Genomic DNA, 14817 nt, shown 5'->3' with positions numbered 1-14817 from the left:
TATTTTAAAATCTAAAATCGTTAATCAATACTCTTTATGCGTCTAATTCTCCGGCAATAACATTTAAACTTGACAAAATAACAATTGCATCTGATAGTAATGACCCTTTAATCATTTCAGGATACGCTTGATAATAAATAAAACAAGGTCTGCGGAAATGCAATCTATAAGGCGTTCTACTTCCGTCAGTAACTAAATAGAAACCTAGTTCCCCATTTCCGCCTTCTACAGGATGATATATTTCAGCAACTGGGACAGGAATTTCTCCCATTACAATTTTGAAATGGTAAATCAACGATTCCATGTTTGTATAAACATCTTCTTTTGGTGGGAGATAATAATCCGGAACATCAGCATGAAAGTCATTTCCTTCAGGCATTTTTGCCAATGCTTGACGAATAATACTCAAACTTTCCCAAACTTCGGCATTACGAACACAGAAACGATCGTAAGTATCTCCGGATTTTCCAACAGGAATAATAAAATCAAAATCTTCGTAAGAAGAATACGGTTGTGCTACCCTAACATCATAATCAACACCCGCAGCACGTAAATTTGGACCAGTAAATCCGTAAGCCATAGCTTGTTCAGCTGTTATAGCCCCTACATTTACCGTTCTGTCAATAAAAATTCTATTTCTTTCGAATAAGTTTTCAAATTCTTTCCAAGCTGCTGGAAATTCTTCTAAAAACACATCTAATTTTCTAAAAGCTTCTGGTGACCAATCTCTTTCGAAACCACCAATTCTTCCCATATTAGTAGTCAAACGGGCACCACAAATTTCTTCGTAGATTTCATATACTTTTTCTCTAAATTGGAACACATATAAAAATCCGGTATAGGCTCCGGTATCCACACCAAGGATTGAATTACAGATAATATGATCCGTAATTCTAGCCAGTTCCATTACAATAACTCTTAAATATTGCGCTCTTTTAGGAACTTCAATATCCAACAATTTTTCTAATGTCATCCACCAACCCATATTATTTATAGGTGATGAACAATAGTTCATTCTATCAGTAAGAGGCGTGATTTGATAAAAAGGGCGGTTTTCTGCGATTTTTTCGAAAGCTCTGTGAATATAACCAATAGTTGGTTCCGCTTCTAGAATTCTTTCTCCATCCATCAACAAGATATTTTGAAAAATACCGTGTGTCGCTGGATGAGTAGGTCCTAAATTGAGGATAGAAAGCTCGCTTCCGTCTTCGTTTAATTGGGCTGCAATTCTTTTAGCATAGCGATGCTCTGGTGGTAATAATAGTTCTGACATTTATTTAATGTGAAAAATTATAATAGTGAGTATTTTTAATAATTGTCGGTAGTTCTTCCAAAGAAACGGTCATCTTTATCCGTTCTTCCGCTATCTTCCATTGGAAACTCTTTTCGCATTGGAAAAGAAATCATTTCATCCATATTCAAAATACGTTTCAATTGTGGATGCCCAATAAAATTTATCCCATAAAAATCAAACGTTTCTCTTTCCATCCAATTCGAACTTAAGAAAATGTTTGATATTGTTTTTATTTCTGGGTTTTCACCGTTGATAAAAGCTTTGATTTTAATTCTTTTATTTTCGTACCAATTGTGTAAATGATAAACCACTGCAAATTGATGATCAACATCATTGTCAGGATAGTGAATCCCACACAAGTCAGTTAAAAAATGAAAACGTAATGTTGGGTCATTTTTCAAAAAAAGAATCACCGTCGTAATTTTATCAGCAGCGACTTCAAATGAAAATATATCTTTTTCCTGCTTGAATTCAAAAACAGCCGAATCAAATGTTTCAACTAATTTTTCTTGGATTTGTATTGTTTCTAGCGCCATTATTTTATTTGATATTATAAGAAGCCAATAATTCTTGGTATTCTGGAGAACTTCTTCTTCTTACAGATTCATTTCTCACTAATTCCTGTAATTTCATAACACCATCAACAATTTGCTCTGGTCTTGGCGGACAACCCGGAACATAAACATCTACCGGAATTACCTTATCAATTCCCTGCAAAACAGAATAGGTATCAAAAATTCCACCGGAGCAAGCACAAGCACCAACAGCGATTACCCAACGAGGTTCTGACATTTGCTCATAAACCTGACGTAAAATAGGTGCCATTTTTTTTGAAATTGTTCCCATCACCATAAGCATATCCGCTTGACGAGGAGAAAAACTCACTCGCTCCGAACCAAAACGTGCTAAATCATAATGCGAAGCCATTGTAGCCATAAATTCAATACCACAACAAGAAGTTGCAAATGGTAAAGGCCATAATGAATTAGCGCGAGCCATTCCCACAACATCATTCAGTTTTGTAGCGAAGAAACCTTCACCAACAACACCTTCAGGTGGATCAACCATATTTATTTTAGAATTGCTCATTTTTTATTATTTTGAATTATAAACTTTGAATTATAAATTACAATGAAACCATTTAAAATTTAGAACTCAGCATTTAAAATAAATCTTTATTCCCACTCTAACGCTTTCTTTTTGATAATGTAGAAAAAACCTACCAAAAGCAAAAGCATAAAAATTACCATTTTAACCATTCCTTCCATTCCCAATTCTTTGAAATTGATTGCCCACGGATAAAGAAAAATTACCTCAACGTCAAACAAAACAAATAATATAGCAACCAGAAAATATTTAACTGAAAACGGAATTCTCGCGTTACCCACTGATTCGATACCGCATTCGAAGTTTTTGTCTTTGATTTCAGAGTTGCGTTTTGGGCCTAATTTCCCAGAAATAAGAATTGTCCCCACTACAAAACCTACAGCTAAAACAAACTGCATTAAAATAGGGATATAATTTAATTGATCGGACTGCATAAGTATGATTTTTTCGTGCAAAAATAAGACACAAAGATAGGTTTCAAGGAATTAAAACACAAGCTAAAAATTGAAATTAATTTCCCTTAAAATATGATTTTCTTGTAATTTTTAACGATTATAAATAATTTCATATTTACAACGTTCTTTTTTCATAATAGTGCAAAAAAAAACGTTCCGATATAATCGGAACGTTTTAAACATTCGTAGGCAAAAAAAATTAATTTTTTTATGCTTAGATCACTGCTACTTTCGCAGCAACTTTTCCTTTTCTTCCTTCTTCTTCTTCATAGCTAACTCTGTCACCTTCGCGTAATTCTTCCGCGTTGATTCCTGATGCATGAACAAAAATGTCTTTTCCTGTTTCTTCGTCTGTAATGAATCCGTAACCTTTAGATTCATTGAAAAATTTAACTGTACCTGTACGCATTGTAATAGTAATAATAATTTATAATGGAGCAAATGTAATATTTAATATAATACGAAAGACATTCTTCGCTTTTTATTTTGTAAAAATATTGATATTCAACGTTTTCAAACAAATTTAAACGGCAAACTACAGCAAGTCAATTTTAATATGCAGCTCTTTTAATTGCGATTCATCAATTGTAGACGGCGCATCAATCATAACATCTCTACCTGAATTATTTTTTGGAAAAGCAATGAAATCCCTAATAGTTTCTTGCCCACCTAAAATCGCCACTAACCTATCCAATCCAAAAGCTAAACCTCCGTGTGGCGGTGCACCAAACTGAAACGCATCCATTAAGAATCCAAATTGTGCTTTAGCTTCTTCTTCGGTGAAACCTAAATATTTAAACATCAATTGTTGCGTCGCTTTATCATGAATACGGATTGAACCTCCACCTATTTCATTTCCATTCAAAACCATATCATACGCATTGGCACGAACTTTCCCTGGATTTGTTTCTAACAAATGCATGTCTTCCGGTTTAGGGGAAGTAAAAGGATGGTGCATTGCATGGTAACGACCGCTTGCTTCATCAAATTCCAATAATGGAAAATCAACAACCCAAAGAGGAGCAAATTCAGCTGGCTTTCTCAAACCTAATCGTGTGGCTAATTCCATACGCAAAGCACTTAATTGCCCGCGAGTTTTATCAGCTGGTCCAGAAAGAACAAAAATCATATCTCCAGATTGTGCTCCAGTCGTTTTTGCCCAATTACTCAAATCGTTTTGATCGTAGAATTTATCTACTGATGATTTATAAGTTCCGTCTTCATTGCATTTTACATATACCATCCCTGACGCACCAACTTGAGGACGTTTCACCCAGTCAATTAATCCATCTATTTCCTTACGAGTATAATTCCCTGCTCCAGGAACAGCGATTCCCACCACTAATTCCGCAGCATTAAAAACTGGAAATTCTTTGCTTTTTGCTACTTCATTCAACTCGCCAAATTCCATTCCAAAACGAATGTCCGGTTTGTCATTTCCGTAGGTGCGCATGGCATATTCGTAGGTCATTCTTGGGAATTTCTCTACTTCTACACCTTTTATTTCTTTCAATAAATGCCTTGTTAGTCCTTCGAAAATATTTAAAATATCTTCTTGTTCCACAAAAGCCATCTCGCAATCGATTTGCGTAAATTCCGGCTGTCTGTCTGCACGTAAATCTTCGTCACGGAAACATTTGACGATTTGGAAATATTTATCCATTCCACCCACCATCAATAACTGCTTAAATGTTTGTGGTGACTGCGGTAAAGCGTAAAACTGTCCTTCATTCATTCGAGAAGGAACAACAAAATCTCTTGCTCCTTCCGGGGTAGACTTAATCAAATAAGGCGTTTCCACTTCACAAAAATCCAGATCCGAAAGGTATTTGCGCACTTCCATCGCTACTTTATGACGAAAAAGCAAACTGTTTTTCACAGGATTTCTCCTAATGTCAAGATAACGATATTTCATTCTAATATCTTCACCACCATCCGTTTCATCTTCAATCGTGAAAGGAGGCGTCAACGAAGCGTTAAGAATAGTAAGTTGGGTAACTAAAATTTCTATTTCGCCTGTAGGAATATTTTTATTCTTTGCTTCACGCTCAATAACAGTTCCTTTTATCTGAACCACAAATTCGCGCCCTAAGGTTTTCGCTAATTCGAAAACCGTTTTGTCAGAACGACCTTCGTCGAAAATTAATTGCGTAATTCCATAACGGTCGCGCAAATCAACCCAATTCATAAATCCTTTATCACGGGATTTCTGAACCCAACCGGCAAGCGTAACTTCTGTATTAATATGTGAGGCGTTCAATTCGCCGCAATTATGACTTCTATACATGATCCAAATTTTAGATTATTTCATCTGTTCGCCCTGTCGGCTCGGGTGCAAATTTAGGACTAATTATGAATAATGAATTGAGAATAGTGAATTTTTACACTATTGTTTTTTACCTCAATTTATTTTCCAATGTTAAGCTTTTGTCTAATGTTATTAAATTGTTATCAAAAAGTTTTTTTAATGTAAAGTATTTATTAATTTTGATGAAGAAACATAAAATATTAAAAACTATAGATATGAAAAAATGTATTATTTTAGTTGCAATGTTGTTCTCAGGGATGATTTTTGCACAAGAATCAAAACCAGTATTGGAACCTTTTGGTAAAAAGGTTAGAGCAACTTACTTTTTTGAAAATGGACAAGTGCAACAAGAAGGTTTTTTTGAAAATGGAAAATTAGAAGGTGTTTGGGTTTCTTTTGATGAAAAAGGAAACAAAACTTCGTCTGGTGAATATACAAATGGCGTTAAAACCGGTAAATGGTTTTTTTGGTCTGAAAAAGGCGACAATGGCTTTAGTAATTTAAGTGAAGTTGATTATTCCAATAACAGAATAGCTTCTGTTAAAAACTGGAGACAAGAAGCGATAGTTAACATCGACTAAAGACCAATTCCTTACTTTATAAAAAAAGCTTTCGCCTAAAACAAGGGCACTGAAAAAGGCCCTTTTTTCAAAAGACTATTAAAAACGAGATTAAATAAGACTTTGATCTTATTTAATCTCGTTTTTTTGCGAAATTTAATTTTAAGTGACCGCAGGTATTTCTAACAACTAAAAAGGAGCGAAACCATAGTGTTTTCGCTCCTTTTTAGTTGTTTTCATTTTTCGTTTTTGAGTGCCCTCGTTTTAGGTGAAAGCTTTTTTAGCTTTATTCTTTTTCGACAAAAATATTATTCATTAATATATTGACTGGAAACAAAATTTAAAAAGGTTTTAAAACCAGCACTATATTTTTTTAAATTTACAGTGTAATAAAATGCTCCTTTTTTGGAATTAAGCATATCTTTATCTTCCAACTTTTCCAATAATTTTGTAGACAATAACTTCCTGTTGAAGTTTCCTTTATCAAATTCCATGTTATAAACAGCCTCATAAAGGCTCTGTAATTGTGGCATAGTAAACTTATTTGGCAACAATTCAAACAATAACGGATGAAGCGCAGCCTTATAACGCAATTTTTCCTTGGCCAGCTCAACAATAGCAGAGTGGTCGAAAATTAATTCCGGTAATTGATTAATAGAAAACCAAGCAGGATGATAGTCTTCATTGATTTGTTGATTGTATTTTTGAATATCAATTAAAGCAAAGAAGGCAACAGAAATAATTCTCTCCGCCCCACCTCTTTTGGGTTCCGAAAAACAATGCAACTGTTCCATATACAAACCATCTAAGCCGGTAAGTCCTTTAAGTACGCGAACCGCAGCTGCTTCAGCACTTTCATCATCGTCTAAAAATCCTCCTACTAAACTCCATTTCCCTTTAAATGGTTCAAAACTTCTCTTTATAACCAGCAATTTTAAATCCTGGCCATCGTATCCGAATATGATACAATCCACCGCAAATGAGAAATTTTTTTCTTTTAAACGCCCCTTCATACCAATTAAATTTTATATACACCCCTTTAAAATCAAAAGCCCTTTAGTTAAACATTTCAATTGATTAATCACTAACTGAAAAAGCTTAACTAAACGGCATTGATTCGATTACAATAGTAATCAAAAAACTAGTTTTTGTAAAATAATTTTACCAAAACTTAGCATATAAAGCAAAAATAATCAATAATGTGATTACTATCAATACTGTTGTTTGAGGTTTTACCTTAAACATTTCGGCATCTAATTCAAATGCTTTAGGATTTACTTTTGGACCAGCGAAACTTATTGCAATCATAAGAAGCATCGTAAACATAAATGACAATCCCATACAGATGTGAAACGGTATTTCAAATCCACCTTTACCATTTGTGTAAGCTGTGTAAAGTAATGTTTCATTGCCAAATAAAGCTGGTGCAAATTCATTAAATAAAACAGATAATAGAAAACCGGCTATAACACCTACTATTGCTGCAGTACCTGTAGTTCTTTTCCAGAACATACCAAGGAAAAACATGGCAAATACACCCGGACTAATAAAACCAGTATATTTTTGGATGTAAGTAAAACCACCCACACCACCAATTCCTAATAAATCATTCCATGTAAATAGGACTGCGAGAACCATTGCTCCAAAAATAGCATATCTTCCTATGTTTACCTGAGCTCTATCGGTCGCGTCTTTTTGAATGTATTTTTTATGGACATCCAACGTGTAAATAGTGGAAATACTGTTTACTTTACCAGCCAAAGAAGCTACAATAGCTGCAGTTAAAGCTGCTACAGATAATCCTTTTAAACCAGTTGGCAAGAAAGTTAACACTGCTGAATAAGCACCGTCTTTTCCACCTACTAATTGAGGTAAATGTCCATTTTCGTATAAAACATAAGCGGCAATACCAGGCAACATAACAATAAGTGGCATTAATAATTTTAAAATACCTGCAAACAAAATACCTGTACGGGCAGTTTGTAAATCAGCACCCAATGCTCTTTGAGTAATGTATTGGTTACAACCCCAGTAATTAAGGTTGATAATCCAAATACCCGCTAAATAAGATAACATTCCAGGGAAAGTAAGGTATTTATTGATGTCGTTTTGCGATGAAGCAGCAGTTGGTTTAGGAATAATCATTTTGAAATGCTCTGGTGCTTCTCTCATCAATACTTTGAAACCCGCAATAGCATTTTCGCCAACTCCGAAATAGTGTCCAACCGTAGTCAAAGCGATATAAGAAGTAACCAGTCCACCAATTATTAAAACCGCAACCTGAATTACATCAGTATAAGCAACAACTTTCATTCCTCCTAAAGAGATCAACAAGGCAAAAACGGCAAGGCCAATCATAATAACGTGTAAATATTCACCTCCGGCCAATCCGTTGATGGCTACAGCGCCTAGATATAAAATAGAAGTCAAGTTTACAAATACATATAGGAATAACCAAAAAACAGCCATAATTAAAGCAGTTGATTCGTTATACCTTGTTTTTAAAAATTGGGGCATCGTGTAAATCTTGTTTTTTAAATAAACAGGGATAAACCAAACGGCCACAATAATCAAAGCAATAGCAGCAACCCATTCGTAAGCAGCAACAGCAATTCCTAAAAAGAATCCTTCACCACTCATCCCAATAAACTGTTCTGCGGAAATATTAGAAGCTATCAAAGATGCTCCAATCGCCCACCATGTCAATGTTCCTTCTGCCAAAAAATAAGCTTTGGCATCGTGTTCATTTTTTTCGCGTTTGCGATAAATGGTATATCCATAAGTGGATACCACAATAAAATAGATAATAAAAACTGCGTAATCCGCAAAAGCAAGGTTCTGGTTCATGAGTAATTTGTTTTTTAGAAAATTAATATAAATAAATGAGATTATTGTTGTGGGTTATTTCTTTTTTTAATGAATAATTGAACTATTTTTATATTTACCGCTGTTCAACATCCTATGCGTAAAATTATTATAAATTAAATAATTGATTATAAATTGTGATATATGTTTTAAATTCATAATTTTTTTATGAATTACGAAAGTCAAAAGTAAAATAAAAAATTTTATTTACATCATTTACAAATGTATTTTTTACATTTAATATTGTTACATCGTTTAAAACTTAAAAAAAATGTAACTAACTCGCTAATTTATAGCAGTATTTCGCAACTATTTTTTATTTATCAATGATTTTATCAGCTTGTAATAGCTTTTTATTATAAACTAATTATTATTCCTAACTTTTTGTTCCCATTTCCAGGCACTTGCAATCCCTTCTTCCAGAGTTGATTGTGTTTTCCAACCAAGAATACCGTTCGCTTTATCTGTATTGGCATAAGCCGAAATTACATCTCCTTCTCTTCTAGCGACAATTTTATAGGGCAATTTTTGTCCGCTTACTTTTTCGAAAGCTTTAATCACTTCCAAAACAGTACTTCCCGTACCGGTTCCAAGATTGAAAATTTCTATTTTATCTGAATTCTTTTTGTCAACTAACCTTTTCAAAGCAATAACATGTGCTTTTGCTAAATCGACAACATGAATATAATCCCGTACACAAGTTCCATCAGGTGTTGGGTAATTATCTCCGTAAACAGATAATTCTTTTCGCAATCCAATTCCGGTTTGGGTAATAAATGGCACCAAATTTTGTGGTGTTCCGATGGGTAATTCGCCTATTTCTGTTGATGGATGCGAACCAATTGGATTAAAATAGCGCAACAGAATAGCGTTTATACCACTTACTTTTGTAACATCAGTAATGATTTCTTCGCCTATTTGCTTTGTATTTCCATAAGGGGACATTGCCGGTTTAACCGAGGAATTTTCGTTAATCGGCATCGTATCGGCTTGACCATAAACAGTACAAGACGAACTGAAAATAAAATGAGCCTCTGGTTTTAGTTGCAATTCCTGAAGCAAATAAATTAAGGTATTTATGTTATTTTCATAATACAACAAAGGATTTTCCACACTCTCACCCACTGCTTTTGAGGCTGCAAAATGGATTACACCACCAACATCAGAATGTTTTTTGAAAAAATCCTGAACTGATGTTTTCGCTCTCAAATCCAACTTTTCAAAAATGGGCATTTTACCTGTTATAGCAACTATCCCTTTCAAAACCTCTTCAGAAGAATTGGAAAGATTATCAATAATTATAACTTCAAAACCTTCATTTTGCAATTCAACTACAGTATGCGACCCAATAAATCCTAAACCACCAGTAACTACTATTTTCATAATTTGTTTTTATAATGAACTTCTGACTGCTCTTTTAATATTGAGGCACTCTTTTCTGGAGTAATATCTCTTTGTGACTCACCCATCATTTCGTAACCTACCATAAATTTCTTCACTGTTGCAGAACGCAACAATGGCGGATAAAAATGCATGTGAAATTGCCATTCCGGATGAGACTCCCCATCAGTTGGTGATTGATGAATTCCTGACGAATATGGAAATGATGTTTCAAAAAGATTATCGTACCTGGTTGTCAATTGCTTTAGAATTATCGCAAAAGCAGTTGTCTCAGCTTCAGTAAAATCAGTTATTTTCCCAAAATGACGCTTGCTGATTATCATTGTTTCATAAGGCCAGATTGCCCAAAAAGGAACTAATGCCACAAAATGATCGTTTTCACTTACAATACGTTCGTTCAGTTTTAATTCTTCTTTCAAATAATCCTGTAAAAGATTGCTTTGATGTTTGTCGTAATAGGCTTTCAGATTATTTTGTGTTTTCTCCACTTCCGTTGGCAAGGACGATTGTGCCCAAATTTGTCCATGCGGATGTGGGTTACTACAGCCCATTACACTTCCTTTATTTTCAAAAATCTGAACGTGATTAATATAATCAACAGTACCTAAATCCGTATATTCTTTTTGCCAAGTCTGAATGATGTTTTCAATTGCAACAACAGGCATTTCCGGTAACGTCAAATTGTGTTTTGGAGAAAAACAAACCACTCGCGAGATTCCTCTTTCTGGTTGTGCTTTGAAAAAAGTTTCATTTTTATTTTCTTCAAATGCAATTTCTTCTTGCTTTAAAGCGGCAAAATCATTTTCAAAAACAAAAGCGTTTTCATACGCTGGATTTACCTCACCATTCGCTCGAACATTCCCTGGACATAAATAACAAGTCGGGTCATATTCTGGAAGTGCGTCTAATGTTACGGTTTCATTTTGACCTTGCCAAGGTCTTTTTGAACGGTGCGGAGAAACCAAAACCCATTCATTGATTAACGGATTATATCGTCTGTGCGGATCTTCGTTGATGTCAAAATTTTTCATTCTAATTATTGTTATAAAGTGATGTTCCGTTACCGATTTTAACATCATAAATTTTTAATTCTATCCCAAAAGTATCAAAATAAAGTGCCGAAAGTTTCTTTTTAACACCCTCTTCATGCCCCTTTTTTATTAAGTTGATTGTACAACCACCAAAACCACCGCCCATTAGTCGGGAACCAATTACAGCTTCTTCTTTTTTAAGCGTGTCAACAATCATATCTAATTCGGCGCAACTTACTTCATAATCAAGTGATAATCCTTCGTGAGTTTCGAACATTAGTCGGCCTAACGTTTCGATATTACCGCTATCTAAGGCTTTACATGCTTGGACAACACGATTGATTTCTTTTACAACAAAAAGGCTTCGTTTGAAAACTGCAGCACTCATTTTGTCTTTCAAACTATTCACTTGATTTTCGGTGGAATCTCTAAAACTATTGATTTTTGGATAATTTTTTTTAATAATAGCGATTCCTTCTTCACATTGCTGTCTTCTTTCATTATAAGCCGATGTCATCAAAGAATGTTTCACATTACTATCGAATAAAATCAAAGAATAATCACTGAAATTAGCATCATGGTATTCATATTCCAAGGTTCTGCAATCAATTTTTATCACTTTATTTTCTTGTCCCATGACACTCGAAAACTGATCCATTATCCCACAATTAATACCAACCCAATGCTCCGCTTTTTGTCCCATTAGTGCGATGTCTATTGGCTTTATATTCAAATTAAAAAGCTCATTAATTCCAAATAGAAAGCCACACTCTAAAGCTGCAGAAGAAGACAAACCAGAACCAACGGGAATATTACTGCTAAAAACACAGTTAATGCCTTCGAACTCAAAATTATTTATTTTCAATTGATTAACTACACCACGAATATAATTAGTCCAAACATTATCCGTCAATTCCATTGAAGCAGTAACGTCCATTTCAAATTCATCGTCAAGATCCATCGCAATTATTCTTGATGCATTTGAATTGCTTTTTTCGAAAGCAAAACAAATAATTTTGTCTATCGCTGCTGGCAAAACATATCCGTCGTTGTAATCTATATGTTCCCCAATTATGTTAATTCTTCCTGGAGAAAGCACTATTTTTTGTGGTTCAGAACCAAATGTCTCTTCAAAAAAAGCGGTCGTTCTTTTAATTAAAATATCATTCATTGTTTAGAAATTGTAAGTGTTCCTTTTTTAAATTTATGGAACTTGATGTTATTTTTATTAGTTTTTTTATCAAAAAGATTGAAACTTATAAATCGTTTTGTGATTATAGGTCTCCTCTTTTTTCAAAACTGAATTCGGAAAATTTTGCTGATTCGGCGCATCAGGAAAATTTTGTGTTTCAAAACAAATACCGCTTAGTGAATGATAATCTACATTTTCTTTTCCTTTTATTCTATTGAAACAATTACCGCCAACGTAAATATGAACTCCTGGTTGATTCGTGTAAACCGTCATTTTTAGATTATTCTTTTTATTGAAAAGCGAAGCTGCAAATTCATTTTCTTTTTCCAGAACAAATGTAGTATCAATTTTTGAAGGACATTTTTTTGGTTTACTAAAATCAAAAGATGAATTAGCAGTGTTTATGAACCCTCCAGTTGGAATATTTTCATTTGTTGTCTCCAACATTTTTTCGGAATTTACAATCAATTCCTGTTCTAAAATATCGGATTCGTGACCATCAAGATTAAAATAATTGTGATGTGTTAAATTCACAATTGTATCCTGAGTAGTGTTTGCTTTGTATGCTATAATCAATTCGTTTTCCTCAGATAAAGTGTAAGTTACCATAACTGATAAATCTCCTGGATAATTCTCTTCATTATTAGGACTGAAATACGACAACGTTATTGATGGATTTCTACCTTCATTTACATTTTCAATCTTCCATTTTTTTTGGCTAAACCCTGTATTTCCACCATGCAACGAATGATTATTATTGTTTTTATTTAAATGGATTTTTTTTTCGTTCAAACTAAAAGTACCATCCTTTATTCTTCCGGCATACCTGCCGACAGTTGTCCCAAGATAAGGAGCACTTTCTAAATCAAATGATTTTATATAGGCCTCTAAAGTATCAAACCCCAAAACTACATCTACCATTTTACCGTTTTTTAACGGCATTTTCAATGATGTAATAGTAGCGCCATAAGTAACAACCTTCAATTGCATTCCATTTTTGTTAGTTAATTCATAAGAATCAACAGCTTCGCCATCAACCATCAAGCCAAACAATTCCATTACAGATTCAGTCATAAAATGTGATATGTATTTTATTTTGATTATTTTTTTATGAAATATGAAAAACCAAAAGTAAAATAATTACGCCTATAAACATACCAGTACCTACCAGTTTTTAATATATTTGCAAAAACCATTTCTTTATGAAAATCATAACCGTTCAAAATAATCAGGGTATCCCAAAATACAAACAAATCATTTCTTCTATTGAAAAGACCATAGAAGATGGTTATTTAAAAAAGGATGAAAAGCTCCCCTCTATAAACAAAGTATGTCTCGAATTTTCATTATCCAGAGATACTGTTTTACAAGCCTATGACGAGTTGAAAAAAAGAGGCATAATCTATGCTATTCTTGGAAAAGGATACTATATAAAAAGCACGGAAGTCACAATAAAACAACGGATATTTTTACTTTTTGAAGAACTAAATATTTTCAAGGAAGACCTTTACAATTCGTTTTTAGAAAACATTGGAAAAGACGTTCAAGTAGATATTTTCTTTCACCATTTTAACATTCAAGTTTTCCGAAAACTAATAAATGACAGTAATGGCAACTACACAAAATATATTATAATGCCTACAAACCTAGTTGAAGCAGCTTCAATTATAGAAACCCTACCAGTAAATGAAGTAATCATATTAGATCAAACCAATTCCGAATTAAAAGACTATCCCGCTATTTACCAGAATCATAAAAAAGATATTTATAACGGGTTACTAAAAGGAAAATCTAAATTAAGCAAATACGAAAAACTGATTATGATTTTTCCAGGATTCAGGGAACCATTAGGCATGAAAATGGGTTTCGATAATTTTTGCAAAGACTACGCTTTTAATTATGAAGTAATTACTGAATTTAAGAATCGCGAAATAAAAAAAGGCGAAGTTTATATCATTCCGAGTGATAGGGATTTAGTTCTTGTAATCGAAAAAGCAAAACTTCAAAACCTAAAAATAGGCAGAGATTTTGGCATTATTTCCTATAATGAAAGTCCATTAAAAAAAATTGTCGAAAATGGTATAACCACAATTTCAACAAATTTTGTAGCCATGGGAAAAATTTTAGCTGAGATGATTCTGAAAGGAAAAAAAGAACAAATTGAAAACAAGAGTGCCTTGATTATCAGGAATTCTTTATAAGAAACAATTCCCATATTGGTATTCATAATTTTAAAAAATTGTAAATACCATTTTTTATTGGCAAAGAAAATATGGCTCTAATTTAAAAAAGCAAGAAAAATAATTTATTTGTTATTGTAGAATAAATTTATATATATTTGCAAATGTATTTTTTACACTTATTATTAATTCCTACGTTAAACACTAAAAAACAGCATTTTATTTGACCAACTAAAAAATGACTGGTACAAATAATCAAACACAACAATACTTTTTTAAAGCTATTAGCATGTTTAATATTAAACCAACCATTTCAGAGCCAAACCATTTGAAAATGATTTAGAAACTTTAGAATTTTTATGTTGCAATATTACAATAAAAAACGAATCATGTATTTTTTCTAATTACAAGAAACTATTATAAT

At 33.2% G+C, this 14817-nt stretch carries 14 protein-coding genes; 2 read left to right on the top strand and 12 right to left on the bottom strand.

Annotation, left to right across the window (positions count from 1 at the left end):
* Positions 1-34: 34 nt before the first annotated feature.
* The 6 genes from ACNQGG_RS07160 to aspS form a co-directional block, all read right to left on the bottom strand.
* Positions 35-1273, bottom strand: coding sequence for an NADH-quinone oxidoreductase subunit D (locus ACNQGG_RS07160; RefSeq protein ID WP_416856090.1), 1239 nt, complete (start codon positions 1271-1273; stop codon positions 35-37).
* Between the two features lie 35 nt (positions 1274-1308).
* Positions 1309-1830 (bottom strand): NADH-quinone oxidoreductase subunit C, encoded by a 522-nt coding sequence (locus ACNQGG_RS07155; protein WP_417962556.1) that lies wholly within the window; start codon positions 1828-1830, stop codon positions 1309-1311.
* A gap of 4 nt (positions 1831-1834) precedes the next feature.
* Positions 1835-2383: an NADH-quinone oxidoreductase subunit B gene (locus ACNQGG_RS07150; RefSeq protein WP_417962554.1), complete on the bottom strand. Its 549-nt coding sequence runs from the start codon at positions 2381-2383 to the stop codon at positions 1835-1837.
* A gap of 86 nt (positions 2384-2469) precedes the next feature.
* Positions 2470-2835, bottom strand: a complete 366-nt coding sequence (locus tag ACNQGG_RS07145; RefSeq protein WP_039110432.1) for an NADH-quinone oxidoreductase subunit A — start codon at positions 2833-2835, stop codon at positions 2470-2472.
* A gap of 235 nt (positions 2836-3070) precedes the next feature.
* Positions 3071-3265, bottom strand: coding sequence for a cold-shock protein (locus ACNQGG_RS07140; protein ID WP_007137066.1), 195 nt, complete (start codon positions 3263-3265; stop codon positions 3071-3073).
* A 126-nt stretch (positions 3266-3391) separates the two neighbouring features.
* Positions 3392-5143 (bottom strand): aspartate--tRNA ligase, encoded by a 1752-nt coding sequence (gene aspS / locus ACNQGG_RS07135; RefSeq protein ID WP_417962552.1) that lies wholly within the window; start codon positions 5141-5143, stop codon positions 3392-3394.
* A gap of 236 nt (positions 5144-5379) precedes the next feature.
* Between aspS and ACNQGG_RS07130 the strand changes: the two genes are divergently transcribed.
* Complete coding sequence (locus ACNQGG_RS07130) at positions 5380-5745, top strand: toxin-antitoxin system YwqK family antitoxin (RefSeq protein WP_417962550.1); 366 nt, start codon at positions 5380-5382, stop codon at positions 5743-5745.
* Positions 5746-6032: 287 nt separating this feature from the next.
* Here the strand turns inward: ACNQGG_RS07130 and ACNQGG_RS07125 are convergent, their stop codons facing one another.
* From ACNQGG_RS07125 to ACNQGG_RS07100, 6 genes are all read right to left on the bottom strand, one after another.
* The gene (locus ACNQGG_RS07125; RefSeq protein WP_417962548.1) at positions 6033-6737 is read right to left on the bottom strand and encodes an NUDIX hydrolase; all 705 of its coding nucleotides are present in this window, start codon (positions 6735-6737) and stop codon (positions 6033-6035) included.
* Between the two features lie 148 nt (positions 6738-6885).
* Complete coding sequence (locus tag ACNQGG_RS07120) at positions 6886-8571, bottom strand: sodium/sugar symporter (RefSeq protein WP_417962546.1); 1686 nt, start codon at positions 8569-8571, stop codon at positions 6886-6888.
* 381 nt (positions 8572-8952) lie between these two features.
* A complete protein-coding gene (galE, locus tag ACNQGG_RS07115; protein WP_417962544.1) occupies positions 8953-9972 on the bottom strand; it encodes a UDP-glucose 4-epimerase GalE in 1020 nt (339 codons plus the stop codon).
* The gene (locus ACNQGG_RS07110; protein ID WP_417962542.1) at positions 9969-11021 is read right to left on the bottom strand and encodes a UDP-glucose--hexose-1-phosphate uridylyltransferase; all 1053 of its coding nucleotides are present in this window, start codon (positions 11019-11021) and stop codon (positions 9969-9971) included. Before ACNQGG_RS07110 ends, galE begins: the two co-directional genes overlap by 4 nt.
* Position 11022: 1 nt before the next feature.
* The gene (gene galK, locus ACNQGG_RS07105) at positions 11023-12192 is read right to left on the bottom strand and encodes a galactokinase (RefSeq protein WP_417962540.1); all 1170 of its coding nucleotides are present in this window, start codon (positions 12190-12192) and stop codon (positions 11023-11025) included.
* 69 nt (positions 12193-12261) lie between these two features.
* Complete coding sequence (locus ACNQGG_RS07100) at positions 12262-13287, bottom strand: aldose epimerase family protein (protein WP_417962538.1); 1026 nt, start codon at positions 13285-13287, stop codon at positions 12262-12264.
* A gap of 128 nt (positions 13288-13415) precedes the next feature.
* On the opposite strand from ACNQGG_RS07100, the gene ACNQGG_RS07095 reads away from it, so the two are divergent.
* Positions 13416-14414, top strand: coding sequence for a GntR family transcriptional regulator (locus tag ACNQGG_RS07095; protein WP_417962536.1), 999 nt, complete (start codon positions 13416-13418; stop codon positions 14412-14414).
* The last annotated feature ends 403 nt before the right edge of the window (positions 14415-14817 follow it).

This window comes from Flavobacterium esculini, from assembly GCF_048284325.1.
In the GTDB taxonomy this organism is placed as follows: domain Bacteria; phylum Bacteroidota; class Bacteroidia; order Flavobacteriales; family Flavobacteriaceae; genus Flavobacterium.
Note: the sequence above shows the minus strand (reverse complement) of the source record. Positions and strands in the feature narration are given on the sequence as shown.